17 protein-coding genes are annotated in these 15,028 nt (G+C 37.1%); 5 read left to right on the plus strand and 12 right to left on the minus strand.

Annotation, left to right across the window (positions count from 1 at the left end; genetic code table 11):
- The 5 genes from cyoE (at position 1) to M9C83_00140 (ending at position 4,678) form a co-directional block, all read left to right on the plus strand.
- Positions 1 to 876: a heme o synthase gene (gene cyoE / locus M9C83_00120; GenBank protein URQ66640.1), complete on the plus strand. Its 876-nt coding sequence runs from the start codon at positions 1 to 3 to the stop codon at positions 874 to 876.
- Positions 873 to 1,499, plus strand: a complete 627-nt coding sequence (locus M9C83_00125; GenBank protein ID URQ66641.1) for an SCO family protein — start codon at positions 873 to 875, stop codon at positions 1,497 to 1,499. Before cyoE ends, M9C83_00125 begins: the two co-directional genes overlap by 4 nt.
- A 21-nt stretch (positions 1,500 to 1,520) precedes the next feature.
- Entirely contained in the window at positions 1,521 to 1,799 is a 279-nt protein-coding gene (locus M9C83_00130) for a hypothetical protein (protein URQ66642.1), read from the plus strand.
- A gap of 43 nt (positions 1,800 to 1,842) precedes the next feature.
- The gene (locus tag M9C83_00135; protein URQ66643.1) at positions 1,843 to 4,092 is read left to right on the plus strand and encodes a TonB-dependent receptor; all 2,250 of its coding nucleotides are present in this window, start codon (positions 1,843 to 1,845) and stop codon (positions 4,090 to 4,092) included.
- Between the two features lie 130 nt (positions 4,093 to 4,222).
- Positions 4,223 to 4,678, plus strand: coding sequence for a regulator (locus M9C83_00140; protein ID URQ66644.1), 456 nt, complete (start codon positions 4,223 to 4,225; stop codon positions 4,676 to 4,678).
- Between the two features lie 17 nt (positions 4,679 to 4,695).
- On the opposite strand, the gene M9C83_00145 is transcribed toward M9C83_00140, so the two are convergent.
- The 12 genes from M9C83_00145 to M9C83_00200 form a co-directional block, all read right to left on the minus strand.
- Positions 4,696 to 5,139: a DoxX family protein gene (locus M9C83_00145; GenBank protein URQ66645.1), complete on the minus strand. Its 444-nt coding sequence runs from the start codon at positions 5,137 to 5,139 to the stop codon at positions 4,696 to 4,698.
- Between the two features lie 28 nt (positions 5,140 to 5,167).
- The gene (locus M9C83_00150; GenBank protein URQ66646.1) at positions 5,168 to 6,367 is read right to left on the minus strand and encodes a saccharopine dehydrogenase NADP-binding domain-containing protein; all 1,200 of its coding nucleotides are present in this window, start codon (positions 6,365 to 6,367) and stop codon (positions 5,168 to 5,170) included.
- A 9-nt stretch (positions 6,368 to 6,376) separates the two neighbouring features.
- Positions 6,377 to 6,670: an antibiotic biosynthesis monooxygenase gene (locus M9C83_00155; GenBank protein URQ66647.1), complete on the minus strand. Its 294-nt coding sequence runs from the start codon at positions 6,668 to 6,670 to the stop codon at positions 6,377 to 6,379.
- Positions 6,671 to 6,816: 146 nt separating this feature from the next.
- Complete coding sequence (locus tag M9C83_00160) at positions 6,817 to 7,083, minus strand: metal-sensitive transcriptional regulator (GenBank protein ID URQ66648.1); 267 nt, start codon at positions 7,081 to 7,083, stop codon at positions 6,817 to 6,819.
- Positions 7,080 to 7,445, minus strand: a complete 366-nt coding sequence (locus M9C83_00165; protein ID URQ66649.1) for a hypothetical protein — start codon at positions 7,443 to 7,445, stop codon at positions 7,080 to 7,082. Before M9C83_00165 ends, M9C83_00160 begins: the two co-directional genes overlap by 4 nt.
- On the minus strand, positions 7,445 to 7,849 hold the full coding sequence (locus M9C83_00170; GenBank protein URQ66650.1) for a cation transporter: 405 nt from the start codon (positions 7,847 to 7,849) through the stop codon (positions 7,445 to 7,447). The genes M9C83_00165 and M9C83_00170 overlap by 1 nt, the downstream gene beginning before the upstream one ends.
- 8 nt (positions 7,850 to 7,857) lie before the next feature.
- Entirely contained in the window at positions 7,858 to 8,370 is a 513-nt protein-coding gene (locus M9C83_00175) for a hypothetical protein (GenBank protein URQ66651.1), read from the minus strand.
- Between the two features lie 188 nt (positions 8,371 to 8,558).
- The gene (gene typA, locus M9C83_00180) at positions 8,559 to 10,343 is read right to left on the minus strand and encodes a translational GTPase TypA (protein ID URQ66652.1); all 1,785 of its coding nucleotides are present in this window, start codon (positions 10,341 to 10,343) and stop codon (positions 8,559 to 8,561) included.
- A 46-nt stretch (positions 10,344 to 10,389) separates the two neighbouring features.
- A complete protein-coding gene (locus M9C83_00185; GenBank protein URQ66653.1) occupies positions 10,390 to 10,851 on the minus strand; it encodes a sel1 repeat family protein in 462 nt (153 codons plus the stop codon).
- 6 nt (positions 10,852 to 10,857) lie between these two features.
- Positions 10,858 to 11,850 carry an NADPH:quinone oxidoreductase family protein gene (locus M9C83_00190; GenBank protein URQ66654.1) on the minus strand — a complete coding sequence of 331 codons (993 nt, stop codon included), beginning with the start codon at positions 11,848 to 11,850 and terminating at the stop codon, positions 10,858 to 10,860.
- A 55-nt stretch (positions 11,851 to 11,905) separates the two neighbouring features.
- Positions 11,906 to 13,462: a glutamate--cysteine ligase gene (gene gshA / locus M9C83_00195; GenBank protein URQ66655.1), complete on the minus strand. Its 1,557-nt coding sequence runs from the start codon at positions 13,460 to 13,462 to the stop codon at positions 11,906 to 11,908.
- A 6-nt stretch (positions 13,463 to 13,468) separates the two neighbouring features.
- The gene (locus M9C83_00200) at positions 13,469 to 14,998 is read right to left on the minus strand and encodes a phosphoenolpyruvate carboxykinase (protein URQ66656.1); all 1,530 of its coding nucleotides are present in this window, start codon (positions 14,996 to 14,998) and stop codon (positions 13,469 to 13,471) included.
- Positions 14,999 to 15,028 lie beyond the last annotated feature (30 nt).

Here is a 15,028-nt window from a genome sequence, read left to right on the forward strand (position 1 = left end):
ATGACGGGAGTTTTATCAAATTGGAGAGGATACCTAGAGCTTACTAAGCCAGGTGTACAAGCGCTTTTGTTCGTATCTTGTGCAAGTGGGATGCTCATAGGTTCCGATTTTAGACCTCCAATAGAAGTATTCTTTTTCGGATTGATCGGAATAAGCTTCTTGGCAGCATCCTCCGCTGTAATAAATCATTTTTTTGACAAGCAAATAGACTCAAAGATGATGAGAACCTCAGAGAGGCCTTTAGTCATGGGTGATATTACAGATAAGGCAGCCATAAGCTTTTCTGTCATTTTATATGTGGTTGGTGCATTCATGCTTTTGTATTTCACCAACTTCCTGACATGGATCTTAACAACTCTGACCTTTATATTTTATGGGTTTATTTATACAAAATATCTCAAATTTATGACAAGCCAAAATATTGTCATAGGAGGTCTTGCAGGGGCGATGCCGCCATTGCTTGGATGGACTGCAATTTCCAATACGATAGAACCAAACGCTTTATTGCTTGTTCTCATTATAATGGTTTGGACTCCTCCTCATTTTTGGGCTTTGGCTGTTTATAGAGTTGATGATTATGCTGATGCGGAGGTTCCTATGTTGCCTGTACAAAAAGGAGTTCCTTTCACAAAACAACATATACTTCTTTATACCGTACTTCTTATCGTCGCCACTATGCTTCCATATACTGTTCAGATGTTTGGTGAAATTTATTTGATTTCAGCACTTCTACTGGGATTAATTTTTTTAGTTTATTCTTTAAGGCTATACAGAGACGATACTAATGCTCTTGCCATGCCTACCTTTGCTTATTCCATATTTTATTTAGCTGCTTTATTCGCAGCGATGCTAATAGATCACTTTATCTACCTATGAGTAGAGGAATATTTATAACCGTTGCAAGCTGTCTTGGATTGATAGCATTAATATTGGCCTTATTCTTGTCTAGATTTTATACACCAAGAGAGCTGACTCAGGACGAATACAAAATGCTGGGGGCATATTTTATAGATCCACCAAGACAACTTGCAGAATTTCAGTTAGTCGATGATGAGGGCGCAACTTTTCTGCCTGAACAATTTAAGAATAAATGGAATATTCTATTTTTTGGTTTTACTTATTGTCCTGATATTTGTCCTTTAACTATGAAACAAATGTCTGATGTGAAAGAATCATTAGGTGATAATGCGGAGAAAATAAGAATCTTTCTTGTCTCGGTTGATCCAGATAGGGATAAACCTGAGAACTTAAGAGTTTATCTTGATAATTTTGATAATGACTTTATTGGCCTTACTGGCGAAATTGATCAGATTTATAGGTTTTCAACTCAAGTAAATGCCCCTTTCTTTCCAGTAGTTAATAATCCTGAGCCTAACTACACAGTAGACCATTCAGGAAGCTTAGTCTTGATAAGTCCTGATGCTAAATATGCCGGTTTTTTTAGAGCTCCGCATGACACAGACAAGATAATAAAAGCTCTTGCTTCTGTCCTGAATTAAATTTATATTTCGAAATCTAATATGAACTTGAAGCAAAAACTTGCACTTATCCTTGGATTATTTTTTGTAATCAGCTTATCAGCTGATCCAATTATCCATTCCTTCGTTGAAGATGAACATCATCATGAAGTTCATGAGTCCTCTGACTGCCAAGTTTGCGAGACAGAATCTTTCAAAGCATATGCTCTTAAGGTTATTGAAGAGTATGCTTTAATTACAAATATTTCTATCAACTCAGAAAAAGATCATGTTTCTCCTTTTTCTGCAGATTTTAGTGCGAGGGCACCACCAAACTCTTAAGTTTATTTAAAAAATATTTTTTAATTTAAATTTAGGAGAAAACATGAAAGTTTCCTTTTATATGCTCATGGCGATGAGCTTAATAGTAACGCAAATAAATGCCGATGAACCGACACCTCTTGATACAGAGAAAGTAGACGAAGTCGTAGTTACTTCTTCAATACTTAATACAAGCAGGATATTAAATCCTCTATATGTTATCGATGGCGATGAAATAAAAGATGACGCAACTACTTCACTAGGTGAAGCAGTTGATAGTTACTTAGGTGTTTCAATTGCCGATTATGGTGCCGCAGTTGGTCAGCCTATCATAAGAGGTATGTCTGGACCTCGAGTGAAAATTCTAAAAAATGGAATGGTAAATAGAGATGTCTCAGGACTTGGTGTAGATCACTTAAATGATGTTGATTTACATGACATCGAACAAATTGAAATCATCAAAGGACCATCCTCTTTACTTTATGCCAATGGAACCATTGGTGGAATTATCAATGTTGTAAACAATACCATTGCTAGGGAGGATTTTGATGGTCAAGAAGTTAATGCAGGATTGGAAACTCAATCCGCAAACGATGGTGATATTCAAGAGTTCAATTACAAAAATCTTCTAGGCGGATGGCTTAATTTTAGTCTGGGCTATAAAAATACCGAATTAGGCAATTTTGATATACCTGATGGGGCTGTAGTTCACGAAGAAGAAGATCATGGTGATGATGATCACGATGAGCATGAAGAAGAAGCTCTTTCTTATGTTGAAAACTCTGATTTTGCTTCTGAAGCAAAGCAATTCGGTGTTTCAAGAACAGGAGAATGGGGATATTTCGGAATGAGTTATGAAAATTTAGAGAGCTTATATGGAATACCTTTTCACGGAGACGAGCACGGAGACGAGCACGGAGATGAGCACGGAGACGATGATCACGATGATGAGCACGGAGACGATGATGATGAGCACGGAGATGAGCACGAAGGAGAGAGAATTTTCTCTACTACTGACCAAACGAGCTATAACTTAGCCGGCTTATACAATATTAATGGAGGTTTAATTAATTCTATAAGCTATAACTGGAGAGACACAGAGTACTCATTAACAGAAGCTCATGCAGAAGAAGAAGGTCATGATGATCATGAAGAAGAAGAGCATGAAGAACATGCACCAACTGTCTTTACAAATGATGCAACTGAATACGGCGCTATCTTTGATCTATCTTCAGACTCATTTACTCAAAAAGTAGCATTAAATTTCGTTGATGAAGATTCCGCAATTGTTGGTGAAGAAGCTTTTATGAACCCTGCTAATAGTGAAGAGTTCACTATTGGTTATTTTGTCAGTACAGACTTTGACCTATTTTATCTTGATGCAGGTTTTAGACTTGACCAAATAGAGAGGACTGGAAGTGTCACCGATGAAGATCATGGAGATATCGACTACTATAAGGTAGATGATGACACTAATAGTTTCGCTCTTACTCTCGGCAGAGATATAAGTGACAGTCTGGATATAAGCGTAGGTTTTGCTAGCGTTGAAAGATTGCCTTCAGTAATTGAGCTTTTCATGAATGGTCCACATATGGCAACTGGAAGACTTGAAACTGGTAATCCAAACCTTCAAAGCGAAACATCTGATAATATTGATATAACATTAAACTTTGATAATGGTAATTTTTACGCATCAGCAAGTTACTACATAAATGACGTAGATAATTACATAACACTGCAAGACGAGCTCGATGATCATGACGAACACGGAGATGACGACCATGGCGATGATGATCATGACGAACACGGAGATGACGACCATGGCGATGATGATCATGCAGCACATGCTAATTTGATTCACGCTAATTACATTCAAGAAGACGCAGAATTCAAAGGTTATGAATTTGAGATCGGAACAACTGTGAGCTTAGGATCCGGTGATTTAACATTCTCTTTTGGAAGAGATGATGTCACTGCTGAATTTTCTGATGGACATAATGTACCTAGAATAAATCCCGCAAGAAATATCTATTCTTTGACTTATGTTGAAAACGATTGGGTTTTCAAAATGAGCTTGAAAGATGTTGATGAGCAAGACGAAATAGGTGAGGGAGAGACTGTTACTGAATCCTATCAATTGCTAAATGCCAGATTAACAAAAACCTATGATCTACCTGGTTCAGCTGAATTAAAAGTTTCTATCTTTGGTAGCAATTTGCAGGATGAGGTTGCAAGAAATCATTCATCATTTGTTAAGAATGCAGTGCCTCTAGCTGGTAGAAATTATGGTGCTAAATTTAACTACAAATTTTAGTTAGAAGAGCTTTTACAAGGCTAGCTTTTTGTACTAGAGGCATTACAGTAAAAAGGGTCAAGATACGAATCTTGACCCTTTTTTTAAAAAAATAATATAATGATTTAAAGGAATATTTTAGGAGAATACTATGGAAAATTTAATTCAATTCAATGAGTCTGAAATAGACTGGAAACCTGCACCCGGACCAGATGGAGAACCCTTGGATCATGTGTCGCTGTCCTTTTTGAATGTAGATGAGAACGCCAAAATAGTTGATCTCTTATTTAAATTCTCTGCTAATGAAAAAATACAAATGCATAGACATTGTTCTAACTACAGTACTTTTACGGTTCAAGGCGAGTTAAAAACCTACTATCCTGACGGAAGCTTGAAAAGTGTTCGTCCTGCAGGAGTATTTAAGGCAGGCACTCCTGGAGAACCTCACACCGAAGGTGGCGGAGATGAAGATGTGATTGTTTATTTCAGTCTACGTCCTTATACAACTACCGATCCAATATATGAACTTTTGGACGAAAATATGGAAGTTGTTCAGATGATGAATTTCGAGGCTTTGCAAGAACTAAATGAGGAATACTCAGCTTAAGCTACAATCTTAAAATTTTAGTTATTGCCCTTGATAGCGTAGAAAGTTCCTAATAGCAAAAGAAACAATTGCTCGCTGGCAAAGAGAACAGATCCTCTCTCTCCGAAGAATATTCCCCAATCCGAGTGGGCAATTAACAAAGCGAATATCATTATCACCCCTATTGCTCCACCAGATACTCTAGTTACTAGGTGGCCAAGCTGGACCATTGGTTTCGCCAAAATCCCGCCTACTATTATTCCCAATCCAGCCAATATTTCCCCCCATGCAACTAGGTAAGCAGCTGCCTCTGCCAGAGGAACTCCCTTAGAGTCTAGATAACCTATAAAACCATCAGAAATAGGTAATTTTCCATATCCATGTAAAAAGAAAGCTATGCCAAGGCCTAGCCTTAAAAGCCAATCAGCAATGCCACTTAAAGGCGCTGCGATTCCGTCAAAAAAGTTATTTATTTTTTCCATTTGTTTACTTTACATTCTATAAATTTAATTACCAACTTCTAAATATATTTACCATTTCTGGTCCATTTGTATTTATATCTTCATCGAGATCCAGAGCATCACTCATACCATTTAGTTCTTTAAAAAAATCATAAGGATTTATGGCTCCCTCAGGAGCAAAAACTCCTTTTTTTTGAATCTTTTCATCTATTAAAAGCTTTAAGCCACAAGCCAGGGGGATACCCGTAGCTTCACCCATACTTATCAGGCCGGAGGATTTGAATGTTGCCGTGCATGCTGCCTCTTGACCGTCTTTCTTTCCTGAGGCTACCGCATACAGAGGAGGAGGATCTTCAGAATTTGCGCCACTTAGATCAATCCCATTTTCCGTTCCCGCCTCCTCAAGTTCTTTCCTTTTATCTGAAGATAGATTCTGGACGATACTTGCAGCTTTTTCTACAGAGATAATTTTCCAATCCACAAGTTTCATAATCCATTTGAGTAAACTGAAGCCACTACCATGAGCTAAATTAATGCTATTTTTGATCGAGTCAAAGTGATGAGGAAAAGTAATTGCTTCTGGATGCCCAAAAATACGAGGTTTAAATTTATTAAAACCAGGTAAATCGACTTCAATCTCTTTCAATGGCTTGACCATCTTTGCCTCACCCTTATCTTGTATTCTGACCTTTCCAGTCATTTGCTGAACGGCATGAATCATGGCGGCATTCAGTCCAGATTGGGATGATTCTTCCTCTGGCGCAGCACCATCCATAGTCCAGCCCGTATAAAGTGTCTCAGTTTCATCTAATTCTTGTATCGCAGCAGCTCCAAGCATATTTGTAAGACCTGGACTAGCACCCATTCCAAGAATCGCTGTTATTGAGTTTCTTTCTGCCTTTTCGTGTAACGCAAGCATTTCTAAGGTCGGCTCCCAGTCGTCATTTATATCAAGATAGTGGCAGGATTTATCAATAGCAGCTTCTAAAATCGGAGGTCCATATTTATAAAAGGGGCCTACGGTATTTATAACCACATCTACTTTTTCCATTTGCGCTTTAAGTGCATTTGTATCCGTTACATCCAAACCAATACCTGAGACCTTTTCATTCATAGATGTTGCAAATGCTATTGCAGCATCGGCATTAATATCGGCAACAATTACCTCATTAACATTATCAAAATCCATAAGGGTTGCGACGGCAAATCTACCCATTCCGCCACTACCACCCAAAGCCAAGACTTTCATAGACAGGCTTTAGGTTGGAATAATGTCAAATATTCTAATTGAAGGAGCATCTTCACATAACGAAGCAACAGCATCTAGAGTTCCGTCTTCGGTTCTGAATTGTAGATATTTCTCATAATGTTGCTTAGAATCCCAGACTTCTGTAAAGATCCAATTTTTAGGATTTTCTGTATTGTAAGTTAAATCAATTCCCTGACATCCATCAAAGGCCCTCGTGACCTCAAATGCCTTTTTACATATCCCAGTAAATTTTTCTATTTCTCCATCTTTTAGAGTCCCTTCCAATATCACACTTACTGTCATAGTTACCTCACTCCTTTAAACATCTTAATACATAAATATTAACAGACTAGTGTCTTAAATGCCTGATGTCGAGGAAAGGTTAATGCTGCCCGTAATCCCCAATCCATATCCTGAGATACAATATTGTGGCAATTTAAGGGAAGTAATTAAGTTTGCCTTTTTAGTGTTTTTAATATTTCTTCAACCTTATCATCAAAATCCTTTTCGTCACTTAATGCTTCTCTAACACATTCTTTCATGTGTTTTTTTAATATTCTTCCTTCAACACCCGCAATAGCATTTCTAACTGCTTTGATTTGATTGAGTATATCAATGCAATATTTATCGTCATCAATCATGTTGGCAATTCCACGAATTTGCCCCTCAATCCTGTTAAGACTAGGAATTTCTTCTTTATGGCATGGATTTTTCATATGAATACAGGAATTATATAAGTAAATATCGTAGCAAAAACGAACAATACAACTGAAATGTAATAGACGTATCTTGATCGTTTTCTTGTTTGCATGCATAACCTTCCTAACTCGGGATCTGAGGGACAGGGCATATGATAGGTTTTATAGTTGGCATAACCGGCTATTATCACCATGACAAGTGCAAAAATAGTTATTTGTGTCTTGTATTGAGACAAGGTAATAAGAAAAGGTAAATACGTAAGTAGTGAAGCAAAAGAAGCGCCAGCACCTAAAGCAACAAACATTGCAGGTAGGGCGCAACATATCAGCGTTGATGAAGAAGCAAACAGTGATAGAAAGTTTACCGATCTATCTTCCATTAATTTATATTAATAATTTTTAAGCCAGTAGCATTCTGGCCATTAGCTAGAATGTTTTGCTCTATTTCTTTATATTCAATAGCTTTATCTTTTGAGTAAGCAATTAAAACTTTTCCTTTGTTAAGGTCCACATCAATTTTTTTTACGTTTCTATCTTTCTCGAACGTCTTCTCTAGACCTTGGGCGCAAAAATCACACACCATGCCAATTACACTAACTACCGCAATTTGGCAGTCTTCAAGATCTTTAATAAAGTTTTGGTACCTATCAGGATCTACATCAAGATCTGTTCCATCAATCAGTTCTCCGTGAACATGACCTTTATGGTCATGATTCATATCATCCGTAGCAGACAAAAAATGAGAAATCATAAAACTATAGACAATAATCAAAAATTTATTCATATCATTTCCTAAAATCTATAGATCAAAAGTGAGTCCCATTCAGTCTTGTCATTATATCCAAACTCAATTAAAAAATTTCCTTTGAAAAATTTAAGTACGGGAAAAGTTGACCAATTCTTCAAAAGATCATTTTTTTTTGATTTCACCATAATCCAAGTATGAAAGTCTCCATAATCGCCCAAATAGGGTGCTAAACCAATTTGCAAGTATTGATCTTCAAAATCTATAATCTCATTCTCTACTTTTTTGTAACTAAAACCAACAAACCACCGTCTAGTTTCCCAATCTCCATGAAGACCGTAAAATTTATCCTCAATTCTTTTGGTGCTTACACCAGATTGAAAATATAGGTTTCTCTGAGAATATTCAGTGTTTTTTCTATTCAAAAGGTAAGTGAGTCTGAAATATGAATAGTTGGAGCTTAAAAAATCATCTTTTACAGCCTCTAAACCTAATGAGTACTTATAAGTTGGTGAATAGTGTAGATATAGAGAATCACGCATGTTATCTGAGTGACTCATTAGTGTTGAGCCTCCTGAATAAGAGATGGGTCTTGCTACTGCTACACTGCTTACAGCAAGAATTAGAAATAGTAGCCTCTTTATACCCACGGGGGGTATTTTAGCATAAACAGCAAGGTTAAAAGCATTCTAAAAAAGGAGACGATACTTCCTTTTTTATAGAAGGAACCTTATTCTCATTTGTAAGATTATCTTATATCTTTTTTCCTTAAGCGGATGGATGTTGGTGTAACTTCAACAAGCTCATCGTCCTCCACAAATTCTAAGGCTTGCTCTAAGGTGTGTTCAATATGAGGTGTAAGAATAAGGTTTTCATCCGTACCGGCAGCCCTGATGTTGGTTAGCTGTTTGGCTTTAGTAGGATTTACTGGCAAGTCATTATCTCTTGAATGAAGGCCTACTATTTGACCTATGTAAACTTCGGTTCCATGACCAAGAAACATCCTGCCTCTCTCTTGCAAATTAAATAGTGAATAAGCAAGCGTTTTGCCAGCCGCCATAGAGACCAGCACCCCATTCTGTCTTTTGGCCAATTCACCTTCCTTTGCTTTTCCATAATGATCAAAAACACTAGTCATAATTCCTGTACCACTGGTCATTGTTAAAAAACTTGATCTAAAACCTATCATTCCCCTTGATGGTGCTAAGAACTCTAACTTAATTCTTCCTTTTCCATCAGGTTCCATGTTTTGCAAATCAGCTTTCCTTTGTCCCATTTCTTCCATTACAGCGCCTTGGTGCTGATCTTCTATATCAATTACTATTTGCTCATAAGGTTCATGTATTTCACCGTTCACTTCCTTTTGAATAACTTCTGGCTTGGAAACACCTAATTCATAATCTTCGCGTCGCATATTTTCTATCAAGACTGATAGATGCAGTTCACCTCGTCCAGAAACTTTAAATTTATCTGGAGATTCGCCTTGTTCCACTCTTAAAGCGACATTATGAATTAACTCTTGTTCAAGTCGTTCTTTCAAGTTTCTTGAGGAAATATATTTCCCTTCTCTTCCTGCAAAAGGAGAATTATTTACTTGAAAGGTCATACTCACCGTAGGTTCGTCAACACTAAGAGGTGGCAAAGCCTCAATTTTTTCGGGGCTACATATAGTGTCAGAAATATTGAGTTTATCTATTCCTGTAATACAAATAATATCTCCTGCTTGCGCTTCAGGCACTTCAACTCTTTCAAGTCCGTTATAGCCCATAACTTGTAAAATTTTGCCTCTTCGCTCTGAATCATTGGAATCTATTACAGCAACCTGTTCGTTAGGTTTTATTTTCCCTCTTTTTATTCTGCCAATTCCAATCACACCGACGTAGCTGCTGTAATCAAGAGCACTAATCTGCATTTGAAAAGGGCCATCGTTGTTTACCTCTGGAGGATTGACCTTCTCTATAATAAGATCCATCAAAGGAGACATATCTTCAGACATCTTTTCTTCATCTAAGCCAGCAATCCCATTAAGGGCTGAGGCATAAATAACTGGAAAATCTAACTGATCATCATTGCCACCCAGTCTATCAAATAGATCAAATACTTGATCTAAGACCCAGTCTGGTCTGGCCCCCGGTCTGTCTAATTTATTTATAACTAAAATCGGGTTAAGCCCTTGGTCAAAAGCTTTCTGAGTCACAAATCGTGTCTGAGGCATTGGCCCATCCACTGCGTCAACAAGTAGCAAAACAGAATCAACCATTGAAAGAACTCTTTCAACCTCACCCCCAAAATCAGCATGACCCGGAGTATCTACTATATTTATTCTGTGATCCTTCCACTCAATAGCAGTATTTTTTGCAAGAATAGTAATCCCCCTCTCTTTTTCTTGATCATCGGAATCCATAATTCTTTCAGAATCCATATTTTTTCTATCAAGAGTTCCTGACTGCTGAAGTAATTTGTCAACCAGGGTAGTTTTCCCATGATCTACGTGGGCAATAATAGCTACATTTCTGAGTTTTTTAGTCGACATCGCTTTCGGAAAGCCGCGATTATAAGCTTTTATATAGAATCTTCTATTAGTTTTTTGAGATCATTGAGTGACTCAAAGGCTCAGGACAGCAAAATTTTAAAAGAGCCTCTTTTAGATCAAGATTATCAGCTTTTCTAAGCTTATCTAAAAATTCTTTTGCATGCTTATTACCCCTTTTTTCTGCAACTAAAAAATACTCTAATGCAAGCTCAGGATCGGGATCGGTATTGATACCATCTACATAAAATATTGCTATATTAAATGGAGCTTTAGAATGGCCTTGCTCATTAGCACGTTGGTACCAATACACTGCTTTTTCAACGTCTTTATTTATGCCTCTTCCAATTGAGTAATTTACGCCTGTGTTGTACTGGGAGACAGAAATTCCTTGAGTTGCAAGTGAAAGGTCATAAACAAAATCATCTTTATCACTTACTGCTATTAGCTGAAGACAAAAGAAAGCTAATAGAAAAAAAAATGTTTTTTTAGAGTGCCCTTTTTTTAACAAAAGCCTTTATTCCATAGACACGACAACTTTTCCTAGAACTTTTCTATCTTCTAAAGTTTTTATAGCTGTTGCTGATTCATCAAGTGTATAGGTCTCAGTGACAAAGGGTTTAATTTTTCCCTCCGCATGAAGGTCAAATAGTTCTTTAAAGTTTTGTTGGTTCTCAGCATATTCTACTCCCGCAAACTGACCCCAGAAAACACCAACTATTTGACACTCTTTTAACAAAGTAAGATTCAAAGGCATTTTTGGAATACCAGCTGTGAAACCTATAACAAGATATTTTCCATGTCTTGCAATCGCTCTCAATGCAGGCTCAGCATAATCCCCGCCTACAAGATCATAAATCATATCAACGCCACCACCAGTTACTTCTTTGATTTGATCAGAGAATTTCTTTTGAAGATCTCTGTCCATTTCCCTTTCATAAATGATTCCTTCATCTGCACCTTCTTTTTTGCAGAGGTCAATTTTCTCTTGAGAAGAAGCTGCGGCAATAACTTTTGCTCCCATTGCTTTTGCAATATGAATTGCAGTAATACCAAGACCGCCACCAGCTCCAAGAACTAAAACTGACTGTCCAGCTTTAAGCTCACCTCTTTGTTTGAAAGCATGGTAAGTAGTTCCATAATTAAGTGGAAACCCAGCCGCCGTATTGAAGTCCATTGTTTCTGGTAAAGGCATCAATTGTTGTTCGAGATAAACCCCTTTTTCTCGTAAACCTCCTGATCCTATGCTGCCCATTACTCTGTCTCCTTCCTTGTGCATGGTTACGCCTTCGCCAACGGAAGATACAACACCTGAAATTTCACTTCCTGGGCTAAAGGGAAAAGGGGGTTTAAACTGGTACAAACCTTGAACTATAAGCACATCAGGAAAGCTTATTCCTGTTGCCTTAATGTCAACAACCACCTGTCCAGGGCCGGCAATCGGATCATCAATCTCTTCAACTTGATGTGAGTCCACTGGTCCGAACTCTTTACATAAAAATGCTTTCATAAAATGGTCCTTATTAAATATCTAGTTGATTAAATTAACGCTAAAATAAAAAACGTCAAGAAATCTTATTTAAAAAATCTTTTAAATAATCTTCGAAGTTTTCTTGATTACTCTCTTCAATTTTTTTAGCTGCTTCAAGAGAATCCTGAGAGGTTGTCGTGAAAAAGTACTCATCATCTGTTGCAAGACTATCCATATGTTCTTTATGAAGAAGTGACATCTTCATTCCGTATTCTTGTAAGGTCATATCATTGGTTTGGATCTCTTCTAACAAGGATCCACTTAAAGATTTATCAAGACTATTTATAACTTCTTTTTGATTAGAAAGAGTATCAGTCCACTTACTATCACCTTGAGATACTTCCTTACTCATGAATTCAGCGATGTCTTGCATTCCATCGAGTATTCTCACAGCCTCTTCTCTGATGCCTATTTTACCTTTAAGTGTTGTAATAGATGCCTCAGAACTTCTTCCTTCATTTACGATTGTTTTGTGAGTCTTAAACAGTTCATTTGACTCAGATTCTGTTATATCTGGGCTATCGGAAAGTAAGCAAAACAATATTAATAGATCTAAGAAATATATTTGTTCTTCAGATATACCAACAAAGGCTTTTGGGTTGAGGTCTATGCATCTTAGTTCAAGATAATCTATTCCTTCATTATTTAAAACATTTATAGGCCTTTCTCCAGTTGGGCAAACTCTTTTTGGCCTAATCGTACTGTAATATTCATTTTCAATTTGAATAATAGAATCATTCAATTGAATTCTTTGGTTGTCCCTAAACTCGCCAAGTTTTTTATAGTCTTCGTAGGGAGTTTTCAAAGCATTTTTTAGATCTAAGGTATATTGATCTATAGAGTTGTACGAAATGTTGAGGCTATCCTGAGCATGACTTATATAGCCTAGGTCTCCCATTCTTAAAGAAGTGGCATGAGGCTTGAAAAAATCTTCAGTATTAAGATCATCCATATTATGATTTCTATTTTCTGCAAAAGACTTGTTTGCTATAGGAGAAGATCCAAATAATAGAAGATATAGCCAGCCATATCTTCGGAAGTTCCTTGCAATACCTAAATAAACCTCATTTTTGAATTTTTTTAAATCAACGGAATTGATATCAGCAAAAATTTGCAAAAATTTATCTGAAAATGAGAAGTTATAATGAATTCCCGCTATAGCCTGCATCATACTTCCATATCTATTAGACAAACCTCTTCTGTAAATGGTTTTCATCATACCTTGATTAGAAGTCCCGTAGTTTCCAATAGGTATATCGTCCTCAGAATCTATGAAACAAGGCATGCTTAGGGGCCAAAGGGATTCACCTTCTAGGTTTTGATTCACAAAAATATGTAAATCACTTAGAAATTTCAAACATTCTGAAGCACTATTGAAAGTCGGGGTAACTAATTCCAGCAAAGCTTCTGAAAAATCAGTTGTTATATAAGGGTTAGTTAAAGCTGATCCTAATCCTAATGGATGAGGGGTTTGAGAGATTTTTCCAGATGAGTCAACCCTAAGGCTCTCCCTCTCTATGCCCCTATTTATGAAATTGAGTTCTGAGGATACTTTTGATTTCTTTATCTCATCTAAAGAAAATCTGATCATTTGATCTTACCTTGGTCCAGCGTCAACTATAGATTGTGATACGTCAAACTTCTTAAAGTTTTCTTTAAATTGATTTACTAGTTTACTTTCATATTCTGCATAAGATGATGGGTCTTTCCAATTTTTTATGGGATTGAGAAGCGTGCTATCCACTCCCTCAACACTCAATGGGACATCTAGATTCATTCCTTCTATGGTTTCAGTATCAGCACCAATTAAATCACCTGATTGAATTGCAGAGATAATTGATCGAGTTACGGGTATATCGAACCGGTTACCTATTCCATACGGCCCCCCCGTCCATCCTGTATTGACTAAATATACTTTACTATCAAATTCTTCTATCCTTTTCATTAGAAGGTCAGCATAAACACCCGCGGCTCTAGGAAAAAAGGGAGCTCCGTAGCAAGTGGAGAAAGTGGTCTTGAACGCCTCTGTAGAACCTACTTCTGTTGATCCAATTGCAGCTGTATACCCGCTTAAAAAGTGATAAGCAGCAGCCTCTTTGCTTAAGATTGAAACGGGAGGTATTACTCCAGATAAATCACAGGTAAGGAATATAACTGCATTAGGTTCTCCACCTGAATTTTCATCTGCTCTTTTTTCTATGTGTTCTCTTGGATAAACAACTCGAGTATTTTCGGTTAGGGATGAATCAGAAAAATCTGGATCTTTTGATTCCGTATCGATGACCACATTTTCCATTACGCTACCTCTTTTTATAGCATCCCAAATGACAGGTTCATTTTTTTTGGTGAGGTTAATGCATTTAGCGTAACAACCTCCTTCAAAATTGAATACTGTACCTGGCCCCCATCCATGTTCGTCATCACCGATTAAGTTCCTTTCTGGATCTGCTGAAAGAGTTGTTTTTCCGGTACCCGATAAACCAAAGAACAAGCAAACTTCTCCGTTAGATCCAACATTAGAAGCACAGTGCATCGGAAGAACATCCTTTTCAGGTAGTAAGAAATTTTGAACTGCAAACATAGATTTCTTCATTTCTCCTGCATAAGGCATTCCCGCCAACAAGACCTTCTTTCTTGTGAAGTCTAATAAAACGACGCCATCACTATTGGTGCCATCTATTTCTGGATCGCATTCAAATAAAGGTGCACTCATAATCTCCCAGTTATCTTTACCTCCAGGGTTAAATTCTTGAGGCCTTATGAACATTTGTTTACCAAAAAGATTATGCCATGCCCATTCCGTCCTGATTTTGACTGGTACATAGTAATCAGGATGCTCACCAACATGCAAAGAGCTAACAAATGTATCTCTTTGGTTCATGTATTCCTCAACTTTATTCCAAATATTTATAAATGCTTCGCTATCGAATGGTTTGTTGACTTGTCCCCAATCAACAGAATTGATCGTTGTATCATCTTTAACTATAAATCTATCAAGCGGACTTCTTCCGGTTCTTTTACCAGTTTTTACAAGCAGCGCACCATTAGAAGCTATTTCTCCTTCACCTCTTTCAAGGGCGGCATTAATAAGTTCTTCGACGGTTAGATTTTCGTGAATTGATGACATTAAGAATCCTTTTTAAATAGCGGAGTATTA

It is taken from the genome of SAR86 cluster bacterium, assembly GCA_023703575.1.
Lineage (GTDB): Bacteria > Pseudomonadota > Gammaproteobacteria > Magnimaribacterales > Magnimaribacteraceae > Magnimaribacter.

What these genes read in the sequence shown, in the direction of transcription:
- cyoE (URQ66640.1), top strand. Translation starts at nt 1, where the DNA reads ATGACGGGAGTTTTATCAAATTGGAGAGGATACCTAGAGCTTACTAAG.
- M9C83_00125 (URQ66641.1), top strand. Translation starts at nt 873, where the DNA reads ATGAGTAGAGGAATATTTATAACCGTTGCAAGCTGTCTTGGATTGATA.
- M9C83_00130 (URQ66642.1), top strand. Translation starts at nt 1,521, where the DNA reads ATGAACTTGAAGCAAAAACTTGCACTTATCCTTGGATTATTTTTTGTA.
- M9C83_00135 (URQ66643.1), top strand. Translation starts at nt 1,843, where the DNA reads ATGAAAGTTTCCTTTTATATGCTCATGGCGATGAGCTTAATAGTAACG.
- M9C83_00140 (URQ66644.1), top strand. Translation starts at nt 4,223, where the DNA reads ATGGAAAATTTAATTCAATTCAATGAGTCTGAAATAGACTGGAAACCT.
- M9C83_00145 (URQ66645.1), bottom strand. Translation starts at nt 5,139, where the DNA reads ATGGAAAAAATAAATAACTTTTTTGACGGAATCGCAGCGCCTTTAAGT.
- M9C83_00150 (URQ66646.1), bottom strand. Translation starts at nt 6,367, where the DNA reads ATGAAAGTCTTGGCTTTGGGTGGTAGTGGCGGAATGGGTAGATTTGCC.
- M9C83_00155 (URQ66647.1), bottom strand. Translation starts at nt 6,670, where the DNA reads ATGACAGTAAGTGTGATATTGGAAGGGACTCTAAAAGATGGAGAAATA.
- M9C83_00160 (URQ66648.1), bottom strand. Translation starts at nt 7,083, where the DNA reads ATGAAAAATCCATGCCATAAAGAAGAAATTCCTAGTCTTAACAGGATT.
- M9C83_00165 (URQ66649.1), bottom strand. Translation starts at nt 7,445, where the DNA reads ATGGAAGATAGATCGGTAAACTTTCTATCACTGTTTGCTTCTTCATCA.
- M9C83_00170 (URQ66650.1), bottom strand. Translation starts at nt 7,849, where the DNA reads ATGAATAAATTTTTGATTATTGTCTATAGTTTTATGATTTCTCATTTT.
- M9C83_00175 (URQ66651.1), bottom strand. Translation starts at nt 8,370, where the DNA reads ATGAGTCACTCAGATAACATGCGTGATTCTCTATATCTACACTATTCA.
- typA (URQ66652.1), bottom strand. Translation starts at nt 10,343, where the DNA reads ATGTCGACTAAAAAACTCAGAAATGTAGCTATTATTGCCCACGTAGAT.
- M9C83_00190 (URQ66654.1), bottom strand. Translation starts at nt 11,850, where the DNA reads ATGAAAGCATTTTTATGTAAAGAGTTCGGACCAGTGGACTCACATCAA.
- gshA (URQ66655.1), bottom strand. Translation starts at nt 13,462, where the DNA reads ATGATCAGATTTTCTTTAGATGAGATAAAGAAATCAAAAGTATCCTCA.
- M9C83_00200 (URQ66656.1), bottom strand. Translation starts at nt 14,998, where the DNA reads ATGTCATCAATTCACGAAAATCTAACCGTCGAAGAACTTATTAATGCC.